Source organism: Streptomyces sp. NPDC022552 (assembly GCF_055561875.1).
Genome location: NZ_JBVHGJ010000001.1, coordinates 704,697 through 718,189, shown reverse-complemented (window position 1 = coordinate 718,189; position 13,493 = coordinate 704,697). Strand labels below are relative to the sequence as shown.

Below are 13,493 nucleotides of genomic sequence, written 5' to 3'. Positions count from 1 at the left end.
GATTACGTCGGCAGACAGCCCGTGATCCGGTGATTGCTGACGACATTGCATGAGCCACGCTCTCCGCCCGACCATGATCGACCATCCGAGGCTCGACGTCTCACCGCTTACCGTGCACGAGTTCGTCAGGCCCCTGTCCGCTGCGGTATCCGCCACGGGTTGGAGGTCCGCAGAGGTGACGGCAAGAGGGCCTCGGGCATGTTCTGGTAGGCGACCGGGCGCAGCCACCGGGCGATGGCGGTGCCGCCCACGCTGGTGTGCAGCGGATTGGTCGTGGCCGGCCAGGGGCCGCCGTGGTGCATGGCGCGGGTGACCGCCACTCCTGTCGGCCAGTCGTTCCAGATCAGGCGTCCTGCGCGCAGGACGGACCAGATGGTGCGGGCCAGTTGCCCGTCTGTGTCCTCCTGGCCGTGCAGCGTGGCCGTGAGGCTGCCCGGGAGCTCCCCGAGGGTGGTGAGCAGTTCCTCGGTGGAGGCATAGGTGACGACGGTCGATGCCGGGCCGAAGCATTCCCGGAGGAGTTCAGGGTGGGCGCGCAGGTCGTGGGCCGTGACGGTGAGGAGCGTCGCCGAGGAACCCTCGGTGGGTCGCCCTGTGTGGTGGGTTCCGGCCGGTGCGGCCGCGATCCGTCGGACGGCGGGGTGCATGGCCAGCTCGTCAAGGGTCGTACGGTAGGCCTCGGTGATCCAGGCCCCCAGCATCGGCGCGGGAAAGGTCCGCGTGACGGCCAGGCGGAGAAGTCCGTCCAGGCCGTGGTGTTCGGGCAGGAAGAGCAGGCCCGGCTTGGTGCACAGCTGGCCCTGGCTGCGGGTGACGGATGCGATGTACTCGCTCACCAGGGCGGGCCCGCGTGCGGCGAGGGCGCGGGGGGTGACCACCACGGGGTTCAGGGAGCCCAGTTCTCCGTAGAACGGGATCGGGTCGGGGCGGCCGGAGGCGAGGTCGAACAGCGCGCGGCCGCCTGTGGTGGAGCCGGTGAAGCCGACGGCCTGAACGACGGGGTCGGTGACCAGGGCGCGACCCGCCTCGCGGCCGTGGACGACGGCAAGCGCTCCCGGTGGCAGGACTTCGGCCGCGAGGGCGGCGGTGCGGTCGGTGAGACGGGGGTGGCCCTCGTGGGCCTTGACCACGACCGGGCAGCCGGCGGCGAGCGCGCTGGCCGTGTCACCGCCGAGGACGGAGAAGGCGAAGGGGAAGTTGGAAGCGGTGAAGACGGCGACCGGGCCGAGCGGGACGAGCATGCGCCGTACGTCCGGGCGCGGGGCGGGGACGGCGGTGTCGTCCGCCTGGTCGATCATGACGTCGAGGTGCGCGCCGTCTTCGGTGATCTCGGCGAACATCTCCAGCTGTGCGCGGGTACGCACTACCTCGCTCCGCAGTCTGACGTCGCCGAGGCGGGTCTCCTCCTCCGCGAGGGCGACCAGTTCGTCGGTGTGCTCGCGGAGCACGTCGGCGAGGTCTCGGAGGAGTGAGCCGACCTCGGACGGGGTGAGTGCGGCGAGAGTGGGAGCGGCGGCGCGGGCGGCTTTGATGGCCAGGGGGTCGAGCGGGGAGCGGGAGGGCATGTCTTCTCTCAGTTGTGTTGCGGGGGGGCTGAAGTCGGTTTCCCGGGCGGATTGCTGGGCGCCCCTAGGCGCTCGGAGGGCTCTTCTCTCCTGCCATGAGCAGGAGTTCGGCCAGGTGCACGGCCTTGACCCGTGAGCGTCTGCGGCGCAGGCCGGTGCAGAGCTGGCGCAGACACCCCGGATTGACCGCGGCGACGAAGTCGACGCCGGCGGCCTCGATCTCGTCGATCTTGGCGGTGAGGATGCGGCGCGATTCACGGGGCCGCAGCAGGGAGTAGGTCCCGGCGGCACCGCAGCAGGTGATGGCCGAGGTGAGTTCGACGTAGTCGGCGATTCCGGCGAGCAGATCACGCGGGGCGGTCCACACTCCGAGGCCGTTGCGCAGGTGGCAGGAGTCCTGGAGCGCGACACGGGCCCGGCGGCCGTCGACCCGGAGTTCGCCGAGGGGGCAGTACGCGGAGCCGTTGGCCAGGTGCTCGGAGAGTTCGCGGACGCGGTCCCTGCCGAGGACCGAGGCGAGGTGGGCGGCGCAGCCGCCGGAGCTGGTGACGATGGTGCCGGGAAGGTCCTCGCCCATCCGGTGCGCGAGGCGTTCACCGGTGGCGGTGTCGCCGTTGTGGGCGTGCAGCGCGCCGCAGCAGCCCTGGCCGGCGGGGGCGGTCAGTCCGGGGACGAGGGCGAGAGCCGCGCGGCCGACGCGCGGGAAGAGGACGCGCTCGAAGCACCCGAGCATGAGGGAGGCCCCGCCGGAGCCGGCGGCCGGGGTCTCGGCGACGGTCGTGGGCGGGGTTCCCCGCAGTCGTCCCAGTAGGCGGAAGAAGACCCGCCGGCCGGCGGCCAGCATGAGGGCACGGGCGAGAACGGGCATCCGGCGTCCGCGCCACTGGTGGTCGCGCCACTGCTCCAGCAGCTGCCCGTACTCGACGCCGGCCGGGCAGACCGGTTCGCAGGCGCGGCAGCCCAGGCACTGCGAGGACTGTTCCTTCAGCGTGGGGTCGTCGGGTTCGAGATCGCCGGTCTGCAGGGCGCGCATGAGGTTGATCCGGCCTCGGGGAGAGGAGGCCTCGTCACCGGTCTCGGCGTAGGTGGGACAGGCGGGGAGGCAGAAGCCGCAGGAGATACAGCGGGAGAGGAGGTCGGGGTCGAAGACGGGCTTCGGCAGGGGGGCGGCGCCTGTGCGGTCGGTCATGAACCCAGCTTTCCGGGGTTGAGGATGCCGGCCGGGTCGAAGGCCGTCTTCAGCCGGCGCAGGAGGTCGATCTGGTCGGCGCCCAGCTGCGTGGTCAGGTAGGGGAGTTTGGCCGCGCCGACGCCGTGTTCGCCGGTGATGGTGCCGCCCAGGTCGATCGCGGCGGCGAAGATGTCGGCGAAGGCGCTCTCCGCGCGGGCAATGGCATCCGTGTCGTCCTGGGACTTCACCACGCAGGTGGGGTGGAGGTTGCCGTCGCCGGCGTGGCCGAAGGTGGCGATCGTGACGCCGTGTCGGGCTCCGATGGCGTCGATGCGGTCGACCATCTCCGCGATGCGGGGCCGGGGCACGGTGGCGTCCTCCAGGATGGTCAGCTCACCCAGCCGGGAGAGGGCGGGAAGTGCGCATCGCCGAGCGGCGAGGAGGGCCTCGGCCTGCGCCACTTCGGCTGCGGTCGTGACGTCGAGGGCTTCGTGGGCCGTGCAGACGTCACTCATGCGCTCCAGGGCGCGGGCGACCGTGTCGCTTTCGCCGTCGTCGCCGAAGAGAAGCAGTGCCCCCGCGTCGGTGCGCAGCCCGAGACGGGTGAAGTCCTCCACTGCCTGGACGCAGGTACGGTCGAGGAATTCGAGGGTGGCGGGGAGGATCCCGGCGGCGATGATCGCGGTGACGGCCCGGCCCGCGGCTGCCAGGTCGGGGAAGTAGGCGACTCCCGTACCGGCAGTCGCAGGGGCGGGCCGCAGGGCGAGGGTGGCTTCGGTGATGACGGCGAGGGTGCCTTCGGAGCCGGTGAGGAGCCGGGTGAGGTCGTATCCGGCGACGTCCTTGTGGAGGCGGCCTCCGGTGCGGATCACCTCTCCCGTGGGCAGGACCGCCTCCAGACCGAGGACGTAGTCGCGGGTGACGCCGTACTTGAGGCCGCGCAGGCCGCCGGCGTCGGTGGCGATCGTGCCGCCGATGGTGGCCACCGTGCGGCTGCCGGGGTCGGGGGCCCACAAGAGGCCGTCGCGGGAGGCTGCTTCGGCCAGGGCCGCGCTGGTGACGCCGGGCTGGACCCGGGCCAGGAGTTCTGCCGGGGCGATCTCGAGGATCTGGTTCAGACGGGTCAGGACCAGGACGACGCCTCCTTGGGAGGCGACGGTGGCGGCGCACAGGTTGGAGCCGGCGCCGCGTGGGATCACAGGGACGGCGTAGCGGGTGGCGATGTCGAGGACGGCAGCGACCTCGGCGGTGTCGGCCGGGAAGACGACGGCGTCGGGTCGGGCGTGGAACAGCGGGGTCGCGTCCCTGCTGTAGGGGACGAGTTCGCCGTCCGTCTCCCGGAAGTGACCGGGTCCGACGACCGACCGCAGGGCCGCTCGTGCGGTGGCGTGCATGGGGGTCTCCTCGGGGCCGGGTCCCGCCCGGGGGAGGAGGCGGGACCCGGCGGTTCTAGAGCCTGATCGCGGAGCGGTCGGCGATGAGGACGGGCGAGTCGTACACCGGCACGTTGCGGAAGGTGTGGGTGCTCCCCGATACCGTCCAGTCGGCGGCGGGGATGTCGAAGACGGCACCGGTCCGTACGTCGACGTAGACGGGGTCGGTGAAGTCGCCGTTGGGGAGGGTCAGGCGGACCGGGATGCGGGTGGTGCTGTCGCCCGGGGTGGTGGTGCCGTTCCAGACGCCGACGATCTGGCGTCCGGTGTCGCGCTTCGCGAAGCCCTGGACGGTCAGGGTGGTGGCGGAGTCGGTGGTGAACGCGTAGGCCGGCAGCGCCGTCACCGTGCTGTCGATGACGGCGGCGAGGGTCTGGACCGCGTAGTAGGACGGCTTGGCGTAGCGGATCGACTTGTCGCTGTTCGTCTGGAGCAGGCCCTTGCTGTTGATCTTCGAGGGGTAGTGGAGGTCGGAGATGCTGAAGGCGCTGGTGCTGATGCCCTGGCCGAGGTCGTGCGTGAGGCGGCGCAGGAACCACTTGGTCTGGCTCAGTTCGGTCCAGTCGAGGTCGCCGAGCGCGCCAAAGCTGTTGGGCGCGCTGGGGGCTCCGTTCTCGCCCTGCCTGAGTACGGCTCCGGGTGCGTACTGGTTGATCAGGGCCCGGATCCTGTCGACCTGCTGGTAGGTCCAGACGTCGTCGGGGTTGGGGTTGTAGGGGTGGTAGCTGATGCCGTCGAGCAGGTGGCTCTTGCCCTGTCCGGAGAGCCGGACGAGGAAGTCGTTGGTGTACGGGACGTCGATGCCGGCCTCGCCCGGACCGTAGATGACGGAGTCGGGCTGTTCGGCGCGGACCCGGGCCGCGGTACGGGCGAAGAAGTCGGCGTACGTGGCTGCCGGGATGCCGGCGAGGTTGGGCTCGTTCCAGATCTCCCACTCGGTGACCCGGTTCTCGTATCGCTTGACCATGGCGGTCACCCAGGCGTCCCAGGCGGCCAGGGCCTCGGTGGACGTCGGGATCTGGCCGCCGAGACCGGCGCCTCCGCCGCCCGTGTAGATGCCGTTGCCGTAGGACAGCTGGAGCCAGGGCCTGACGCCGCGGGCCGTGGCGTCGTCGACGATGCGATCGAGCCATGTCCAGTCGTAGACCCTCTTCGTCCTCTCGGTCTTGGCCCAGCCGCCCTGCAGGCGGACCCCGGTCGCGCCCAGCCGCCCGAGGTAGGGGGCGTACGCCTGGTAGTTCGTGTAGTCGCGGTCGAGGGTCTCGGCCCCGACGAGCAGCTGGGAGGTGCCCACCTGTGCGGCCGTGCGGGGGGCGATCGTGCCGAGGTGCGGCCAGGCCGTCTGGGCTGCCTCGGCGGTGGTGCGGACGTCGTCGAGGTAGGCGGTGCCGGTGTCGGCTACGGAGACCCCGGCCTGCAGGCTGGCCAGATCGGTGGTGGAGGTGCGGAAGTCCAGCCCGGCGGCACGGCGCTCGCCGTCGATGTGGAGGTCGGCACTGGCGGTGCCGGGCCGGGCGACGAGACGGATGTCGTACCAGCGGTTGGGGACATAGGCGCCGAGATCGACCTGGGTGGCGCCGTCGTAGGTGTAGAGACGGCCGGTGGGGCTCATGGCCACCGTGACGCTGTGGCCGCCCGAGCCGTCGAGGTGTACGCCGACCGTGGCGGTGGACTGGGCGGCTCGCAGCCGGAATCCGGCGACGACGGTCGACGTCGTGGTTCCGAAGGTGGCGGTGGCGGTGGTGTTGGCGGTCGTGGAGGCGTCTCGCAGGCGAAGACTTCGGTCGACGGTGCCGGTCACGTCCTGGACTGTGACGTCACCGCTGGTCGTCCAGCCGGGAGCGGGAGAGCCGGGGGCGACGGTGTCGAAGGTGCTGGAGAGGTTCGCCGCGGCGGCCGGGCCTGCCGAGGCGACGGAGATCAGGGCGCCGACCAGAGCGGCGGAGAGGAGGAGCGGAACGGTGCTCCCGTTACGGGAACGTACAGAGCCGGATGGAGCGGGGTTGACCATGATTCCTGCCTTCTGCGGGGGAGGGCGAATCGATCGGTGAACGGGATGTGGGTCGTGCTGCCGGAGCGCCGGTTGCCGGCGCTCCGGAGACTGGGCCGCCGGCGCGGTCGGAGGGCGCCGGGCGGACGGGGTTCAGTCGGTCGCCGGCAGCGCGCCGCGCGACTCGTCGTAGGCGCGGCGGGTCGCCTCGTCCGGGGGGTAGGTGCCGCGCAGGGGGGCGCCGCCTGCCACGCGGGCGACGATGAACGCCTCCTGCAGTTCCTGTTCCCGGGCCGCCCTGGCGATGACCGGAACGAGGTGGCGGGGTACGCAGACCACACCGTCGGCGTCGCCGACCATCACGTCCCCGGGGTAGACGGCGACACCGGCGCACCCGATGGGCACTTGCAGGTCGACCGCGTGGTGCTGGGCCAGGTTGGTCATGGCGGCCGCCCCGGTGGCGAAGACGGGCAGGGGCAGGCGGCTGATCTCCTCGATGTCGCGCAGGGTGCCGTCGGTGACCACGCCGGCGGCGCCGTTGACCGCCATGCGGGTCAGCAGGATGTTGCCCGCGGCGGCGGCGCGTCCTTGGCCGCGGCAGTCCACGACGAGAACCTGGCCGGGGCCGGCCTGCTCGACCGCCAGGCGCTGCGGGTGGTCGTAGTCGTCGTAGACCTCAAGGGTGTCGATGTCCTCGCGGGCCGGGATGTAGCGCAGGGTGAAGGCTTCGCCGACCATGCGCCTGGCGTCGGGCGTGACACAGGTCAGGCCCGCCAGGAAGGTGTTGCGCAGGCCGTGCTTGAAGAGTTGGGTGGTGATGGTGGCGGTGCTGGCCTCGCCCAGGGCGGCCAGATCATCGGGGTCGAGGGGCTGCCGGGGGGTCTGGGTCATGTCGAGCTTCCTTCGGTGCAGCAGAACAGCTGGCGGGTACGGAGCGGGACGGTGATGCGCCAGGTCAGGGGACGGGACGGTCGAGAGCGGGGTCGGCCCCCGGCGGCCTGAGCTGCGCGCTCAGTCCCCCGTCGACGTTCAGCACCTGTCCGGTGATGAAGGACGCGTCCGCCGAGGCGAGGAACGCGACGGCCCCGGCGACATCGGATCCGTCGCCGACCCGGCCGAGTGGGACCGGCTGCGCGCGGGTCTGCCGCTGGGCCGGATCGAGGAGGGCGAAGCGGTCGTTGATGACCGGACCGGGGGCGACCGCGTTGACGCGGATCCCTCGGGGCGCGAGCTCCAGGGCCATCGCACGGGTCGCCGCGTCGACGGCGCCCTTGCTGGCGTCATAGGCGACGGCGGCCCGGTGGGCACGGGTGGCCCCGACCGAGGAGATGTTCACGATCGAGGAGCCGGCCGACATCACCCGGGCGGCTGCCACCGTGCACAGGAACACCCCGCGCGCGTTGACGGCGAAACTGCGGTCCCAGTCGGCGACGTCGATGTCGAGCAGCGGACCACGCCCCAGCATGGGTGCGGCCGCGTTGTTGACCAGCAGGTCGAGTCCGCCGAGGACATCGACCGTACGGCTGAGGCAGGCGTCGACCTGACGGGCGTCGGATACGTCGCCGGGGCAGGCCACCGCGGACACGCCCCTGTCGCGCATGGCTGCGGCCGCGGCTTCGGTCTCGGTCGGGTCGGGGCCGTTGAGGGCCACCGCCGCACCTTCCTGGGCAAGCCTCCATGCGATGGCCAGACCGATGTTGCGTGCGCCTCCGGTGACCAGCGCGACCCGGCCGGTGAAGCGGCCTTCGGCACGGACGTCACTCGTCGGCTGCGGTGCGTCGCTCACGTGGCGGCCACCTGCCGGTCGACGACAGCGGCGGCGCTGGTGGCCGCCCAGGTCAGCGGTCCGGCGGAAGCCGACAGCCGCTGCGGGTCGAGCGTCATGCCGAGGCCGGGGCCGTGCGGCACGGACAGCAGCCCGCCGGTGTAACGGACGGGGTCGGTGACGACGTCCCGTGTGTAGAGGAGCGGTCCGACCGGGTCGCTCGGGACGGTGACGGCCGACATGGCCATCGCGATGTGCGCGGCGGCCGCCGTGCCGATGGACAGCTCCTGCGTGGTGCCGACCAGGCACGCCTTGCCGGCGGCGTCGGCTATCGCGAAGATCCGGCGGGCCGGTGTGATCCCGCCGATGGCGATGACGCTGACGTTGAACACGTCCACCGCGTCCGCGGCGACGAGGTCCAGTGCCCACCGGAAGCTGTAGACGTGCTCGCTGATCGGGACGGCGAGCCGGTCGCGGGCCCGGACCAGACCGCGGATGTCATGGTGCGGGGCGGGCGACTCGATGAGGTCGTAGCCGACGTCGGCCACCCGCTCGGCGAAGGCGCAGGCCGCCTTGGCGTCGAGGAGGTTGGAAAAGTCCAGGGATTTGATGGTGATGCGGTCGCCGAACCGTTCGCGGGCGGTGCGCAGGAATCGCTCGTCCAGGTCGAGGCGGCGTCCGACGTACACCCGGAAGAAGGTGAAGCCCTCTTCCAGGCGCTGTCCCACCATGGCGAGATTGCGTTCGACGTCCTCCTCGTGCTGCTGGCGGAAGATCGGATACGCGATGGGCACGGACTCGCGGACCGCGCCGCCGAGCAGGTCGCACACCCGGAGACCGAGCTGTTTCGCGGCCAGGTCCCAGAAGGCGATGTCGACCCCGCACTTGATGGCGCGGCTCTTGTCGTAGATGTATCCGGCCTGGGGGAAGTTCGCTTCCAGGCGCCGTTCCATCTCGGTGATCTGGAGTGCGTCGAGGCCCACGAGGATCTCGTTGAGGGTGGCTTCCAGTTCCGGTACGTCGAGGTGGTAGCGCGGGAGGTGCTGGAGGTCGGACATCTCACCGAGGCCCGTCAGCGCGTCGTCGTCGGTGAGGAGTTCGACGAGGATGTGTCCGCAGGTGATGCTGTTGTGCCGCGGCGTGTTGATCGAGGTCAGGCGGACTTGGGTCACTTTGGCCATGTGATGCTCCGTTCCTTGTCGGTGCCGGGAGTGCTCTCCGCGCCGGCGAGGCGGGGCGAGGTGCGCCCCGGGGCCATCGAGAGCAGTTCGCGGGTGTACGGGTGGGAGGGGGTCTCGTAGATCCGGTCGGCCGGGCCTTCCTCGACGATCCGGCCCTGCCGCATGACGGCGATGCGGTGGGCGACCGATCTGACGACGGCGAGGTCGTGGGTGATGAAGAGGTAGGCCATGCCGTGGGCGGCCTGGAGGTCGGCGAGCAGGTTGAGGATCTGGGCCTGGACGGAGACGTCCAGGGCGCTGACGGCCTCGTCGCAGACGATCAGTCGCGGCTGCAGGGACAGGGCCCGGGCGATCGCGATGCGCTGGCGCTGTCCGCCGGAGAAGGCGGAGGGGAAGCGGTCCAGCGCGTACGCGTCGAGGCCGACGTCCTGGAGGAGGCGTACAAGCTCGGGTTCCGCGGTGTCCATCCCGTGGACCCGCATCGGCTCGGCGAGGATCTCGCGGACCGTCATACGGGGATCGAGGCTGGCGTACGGGTTCTGGAAGACGACCTGGATCTCCCGCTGGAGCCGCCGCAGCTCCGAGGCGGACGGCCGTCGGACGTCGATGCCGTCGTAGCGGACGGTTCCCCCGGAGGGGGTCTCCAGCCTGAGCAGCATCTTGGTCAGGCTGGTCTTGCCCGATCCGGACTCCCCCACGAGAGCGAGCGTCCGTCCCGGCTCGACCTTCAGGCTCACCTGCTGGACGGCGTCGACGTGCCCGGTGATACGGCGCAGCGCTCCGGTGCGGACCGGATAGCGCAGGTCGGTGGCGTCGAACTCGACGAGATGCGTGCCGCCCTCCTGTTCGGCGTCCTGGGGCAGGTCGTCGGTCGTCACGGGCAGTGCCAGGGGCCGTTCGCGTGGTGCGTCGGCGAACAGGCATGCCGCCGCGTGGTCTTCGCCGACGGTGAGCAGCGGGGGCACGGCACTCTCGCAGCTCTCCGTGCGAACCGGGCAGCGTGGTGCGAAGGAGCAGCCCGGAGGGCGTTCGCTGAGCCGGGGTGGCCGGCCCTCGATGGAGGCGAGGCGGGTGCGGGCGGGTGCGTCCAGACGCGGGGTCGCTGCCAGGAGTGCCTGGGTGTAGGGCATGCGGGGATCGGCCAGGACCTGGGCGGTGGGTCCGCTCTCGACGATCCGCCCGGCGTACATGACCGCGACCCGGTCAGCCTGTTCGGCGACCACGCCGAGGTCGTGGGTGATGAGGATCAGGCCCATGCCGAGGTCGTCGCACAGCGAGCGGAGCATGGTCATGATCTCGGCCTGGACGGCGGCGTCGAGGGCGGTGGTGGGTTCGTCGGCGATGAGGAGTCGTGGGCGGGCGGCGATCGCCAGGGCGATGGCGGCGCGCTGGCGCATGCCTCCGGACAGTTCGTGGACGTACTGGGTCAGGCGCTTCTCGGGCTCGGGCATGCGGGCCTGGGTCAACGCCTCGACCGCCCGTTTCCGCGCCTGCTCGCGGTTCATGCGTTCGTGCGCGCGGACGGCGTCCATGATCTGTGTGCCGATGGTCAGCAGCGGGTTGAGGGCGGTGCCGGGGTCCTGGAAGACCATGGCGACCCGGTTGCCGCGTACCTCCCGCCAGGAGCGCCGGTCCAGGCCACGCAGGTCGGTGCCGTCCAGCAGGATCGACCCGGTGGTCTCGCACAGGGGCGGGGGCGGGTTGAGGCCGAGCAGGCTCAGGGCGGTGACGGTCTTGCCGGAACCGGACTCGCCCACGATGGCGAGGGTCTCACCGGAGGCGAGGTGCAGGCTGACCTCGTCCACAGCGCGCACGGGCGGCTCGTCGGAAGCGGTGTGGAAGGTGACGGCGAGCCGGCTGATGTCGAGGAGGGTCATCGCAGGCCCTTCAGGAGCCGAGCCGGGCACGCTCGAGGCGCCACTGACCGTCGACGTCGAGAGCGACGCCCTTGAGGTTGCTGCTCTGGATCAGCGGCGACTTGGCCTGGTGCAGGAAGACCCAGTAGTTGTTCTCCAGGATGCGGCGCTGCACGTCGACGTACGCCTGCTTGCGCACGGCGCGGTCGTCCGTGCTCAGCCCCTTGTCGAGCAGGGCGTCGAGGGCGGAGTCCTTCAGGCCCGACCAGTTGCTCGGGCCGTCACTGGCGAAGTACGGGTCGAAGGTGAGGGAGGGGTCCAGACGGGGGATGTCGACGACGAGGATCGCCGCGTCGAAGTCCTGCTTCCGCATGCGCTCCAGCTGGGTCTGGAATTCGAGGATCTCCACCTTGGGGGCGAATCCCACCGCGGTGAGCTGGCTCTGGAGCAGCTCCGCGACGGTGGGGTCGGGGGCGCGACGGCGGGCGAGGAGGGTGATGGGTACCTTTCCGCGCAGTCCCGCCTTGTCCAGGGTGGCGCGGGCCCTCTCGGGGTCGTACGGCAGGGGGGCGAGGGCGTCGTCGTAGAACCAGTCGCCGGCGGTGGCGAAGGAGGGGGCGATGTCGAAGTCGCCGCCGGCGGCGGCCTTGCCGACGGACCTGCGCTCGACGGCCATCGCGAAGGCCGCGCGTACCTGCGGGTCGCGGAAGGGTCCCTTGGTGACGTTGAGCGAGGCGTAGTAGTTGCGGCGAACACCCTCGTCCTTGATGGTGATCCGTGGTGCGTCGGCCAGCTGCTTGTACTCCTCCGGGGGCAGGGCGCGCACCAGGTGCACTCCGCCGGTGGACAGTTCGGCGCGCAGGACCTTGGCCTCGGTGACGAAGCGCAGGACCACCTTGTCGAGGAGCGGAAGCGCGTCGCCTTCCTCGGTCCTGGCCCAGTACGTCTTGTTGCGCTCGGCGGTCAGCTGGACCTTGGTCCTCCACTGGCGGAGGGTGAAGGGGCCGGTTCCGACCGGCCTGCGGCCGAACTCCTCGGCCCCCTTAGCGAGCGCGGTGGGCGAGGCGATCATTCCGGGTTCGTGGGCGAGCTGGGTGAGCAGCAGCGGATCGGCCGCCTTGAGGGTGACCGTGACGGTCCGCGGGCCGGTTGCCTTCACTTCGCGGATGGAGGCCAGCGCGGCCTTCTTGGTGGAGCGGGTCGCGGGATCGGATATCCGCTTCAGGTTGAGGACGACCGCATCGGCGTCGAAGGGGGTTCCGTCGTGGAACTTCACGCCCTGGCGGAGCTCGAAGGTGATCTCGGTGCCCGTGTCGGTCCATTGGGTGGCGAGGGCCGGCTCGAAGGTTCCGTCGCGGCGCTGACGCAACAGGGTGTCGAAGAACAGGTTGAGGACGTTGCGGTCGGAGGAGATGGCGGAGCTCAGCGCCGGGTCGAGGGTGACGGGCTCGTTGTCGAAGCCGGCGGTGAGCGTTCCCCCGGAGGTTCCGTCGGAGGAGTCCGAGGAGCCGCATCCGGCCAGGGTGGCGAGGGCCGCGGTGGCTGCGGCACCGGCCAGGACGGTGCGACGTGATATCCGGGGCGGCGTGGAGTTGGGCATGACGAAGTACTTCCTCTGTACGGGGGGAACGGGGTGAAGGGCTGCGAGACGGCTCAGCGCGCGGGTGCGAGGTCCGGGCGGTGGGCGTCCAGCGCGTCGCGCAGGGCGTCGGCGAGCAGGTTGAACGCGGCGACGGTGAGGAGGATCGCGAGCCCGGGGAAGACGCTGAGCGACCAGCTCGCGCTCAGGTGGTCGGTGCCACTGGCGACGATCGCGCCCCAACTCGGTTGCGGGGGCTGGACGCTCAGCCCCAGGAAGCTGAGCGCGGCCTCGGCCATGATCGCGGTGGACACCTGGAGCGCGGCGAACACCAGCAGGGTGCCGGCGAGGTGGGGCAGCAGGTGGCGGCGCATGATCGTCGTCCGTGTGACGCCCACGATACGTGCGGCGGACACCCATTCGCGGGTGCGCAGGGAGAGCACCTCGCCCCGGACCACGCGGGCGAAACGCGGGGTGGTGACGACGGCGATGGCGATCAGGGCGTTGCGCAGCCCGGGGCCGAGGGCAGCGACCACGGTGAGGGCGAGGACGAGGAGGGGAAAGGCGAGCAGTCCGTCGGAGACGCGCATGACCAGGGTGTCCACCCAGCCGCCGCGGTATCCGGCGATCAGACCGAGCACCGTGCCGGCGATCAGGGCGGCGCCCACGGTGATGGTGGCCACCCCTACGGTGACCACGGCGCCGGCGACGATCCGGGCAAGGACGTCCCGCCCGATCTCGTCGGTGCCGAGCAGGTGCCGGGAACTGGGGCCGGTCAGGAGCCGGCCGGTGTCCGTGGCGCTGACCGAGTCCGACATGAAGGGTGCGACGGCGGCGGCCACGAGCAGGAGGAACAGCAGGGGCACGGCGATGTGGGCGCGGCGGTCACGGCGCAGCCGGTCCAGAACCGGTCTGCGGGAGACTTTCGGCGCGAGGTCTAGGGCCATCAGCGC

The 13,493-nt window shown here is 71.3% G+C and carries 10 protein-coding genes; all 10 read right to left on the bottom strand.

Annotated elements, in window-relative coordinates; all coding sequences use genetic code 11:
• Positions 1-125 precede the first annotated feature (125 nt).
• Positions 126-1,565 (bottom strand): aldehyde dehydrogenase (NADP(+)), encoded by a 1,440-nt coding sequence (locus ACZ3OF_RS03345; protein WP_467302419.1) that lies wholly within the window; start codon positions 1,563-1,565, stop codon positions 126-128.
• A gap of 64 nt (positions 1,566-1,629) precedes the next feature.
• Positions 1,630-2,754, bottom strand: coding sequence for a (Fe-S)-binding protein (locus tag ACZ3OF_RS03340; RefSeq protein ID WP_467302418.1), 1,125 nt, complete (start codon positions 2,752-2,754; stop codon positions 1,630-1,632).
• Positions 2,751-4,130, bottom strand: a complete 1,380-nt coding sequence (locus ACZ3OF_RS03335; protein ID WP_467302417.1) for an FAD-binding oxidoreductase — start codon at positions 4,128-4,130, stop codon at positions 2,751-2,753. Before ACZ3OF_RS03335 ends, ACZ3OF_RS03340 begins: the two co-directional genes overlap by 4 nt.
• Before the next feature lie 55 nt (positions 4,131-4,185).
• On the bottom strand, positions 4,186-6,180 hold the full coding sequence (locus ACZ3OF_RS03330; RefSeq protein WP_467302416.1) for a GH39 family glycosyl hydrolase: 1,995 nt from the start codon (positions 6,178-6,180) through the stop codon (positions 4,186-4,188).
• 132 nt (positions 6,181-6,312) lie between these two features.
• On the bottom strand, positions 6,313-7,050 hold the full coding sequence (locus tag ACZ3OF_RS03325; protein ID WP_376579727.1) for a ribonuclease activity regulator RraA: 738 nt from the start codon (positions 7,048-7,050) through the stop codon (positions 6,313-6,315).
• Between the two features lie 64 nt (positions 7,051-7,114).
• Positions 7,115-7,945: an SDR family NAD(P)-dependent oxidoreductase gene (locus ACZ3OF_RS03320; RefSeq protein ID WP_467302414.1), complete on the bottom strand. Its 831-nt coding sequence runs from the start codon at positions 7,943-7,945 to the stop codon at positions 7,115-7,117.
• Positions 7,942-9,105 carry a mandelate racemase/muconate lactonizing enzyme family protein gene (locus ACZ3OF_RS03315; protein ID WP_467302410.1) on the bottom strand — a complete coding sequence of 388 codons (1,164 nt, stop codon included), beginning with the start codon at positions 9,103-9,105 and terminating at the stop codon, positions 7,942-7,944. Before ACZ3OF_RS03315 ends, ACZ3OF_RS03320 begins: the two co-directional genes overlap by 4 nt.
• A complete protein-coding gene (locus ACZ3OF_RS03310; protein ID WP_467302408.1) occupies positions 9,093-10,982 on the bottom strand; it encodes a dipeptide ABC transporter ATP-binding protein in 1,890 nt (629 codons plus the stop codon). Before ACZ3OF_RS03310 ends, ACZ3OF_RS03315 begins: the two co-directional genes overlap by 13 nt.
• 10 nt (positions 10,983-10,992) lie before the next feature.
• Entirely contained in the window at positions 10,993-12,561 is a 1,569-nt protein-coding gene (locus tag ACZ3OF_RS03305; protein ID WP_467302406.1) for an ABC transporter substrate-binding protein, read from the bottom strand.
• 53 nt (positions 12,562-12,614) lie between these two features.
• Complete coding sequence (locus ACZ3OF_RS03300) at positions 12,615-13,487, bottom strand: ABC transporter permease (RefSeq protein ID WP_467302404.1); 873 nt, start codon at positions 13,485-13,487, stop codon at positions 12,615-12,617.
• Between the last annotated feature and the right edge of the window lie 6 nt (positions 13,488-13,493).

Coding starts and splice junctions, on each gene's coding strand:
- ACZ3OF_RS03345 (WP_467302419.1), bottom strand. CDS start 1,565: ATGCCCTCCCGCTCCCCGCTCGACCCCCTGGCCATCAAAGCCGCCCGC.
- ACZ3OF_RS03340 (WP_467302418.1), bottom strand. CDS start 2,754: ATGACCGACCGCACAGGCGCCGCCCCCCTGCCGAAGCCCGTCTTCGAC.
- ACZ3OF_RS03335 (WP_467302417.1), bottom strand. CDS start 4,130: ATGCACGCCACCGCACGAGCGGCCCTGCGGTCGGTCGTCGGACCCGGT.
- ACZ3OF_RS03330 (WP_467302416.1), bottom strand. CDS start 6,180: ATGGTCAACCCCGCTCCATCCGGCTCTGTACGTTCCCGTAACGGGAGC.
- ACZ3OF_RS03325 (WP_376579727.1), bottom strand. CDS start 7,050: ATGACCCAGACCCCCCGGCAGCCCCTCGACCCCGATGATCTGGCCGCC.
- ACZ3OF_RS03315 (WP_467302410.1), bottom strand. CDS start 9,105: ATGGCCAAAGTGACCCAAGTCCGCCTGACCTCGATCAACACGCCGCGG.
- ACZ3OF_RS03310 (WP_467302408.1), bottom strand. CDS start 10,982: ATGACCCTCCTCGACATCAGCCGGCTCGCCGTCACCTTCCACACCGCT.
- ACZ3OF_RS03305 (WP_467302406.1), bottom strand. CDS start 12,561: ATGCCCAACTCCACGCCGCCCCGGATATCACGTCGCACCGTCCTGGCC.
- ACZ3OF_RS03300 (WP_467302404.1), bottom strand. CDS start 13,487: ATGGCCCTAGACCTCGCGCCGAAAGTCTCCCGCAGACCGGTTCTGGAC.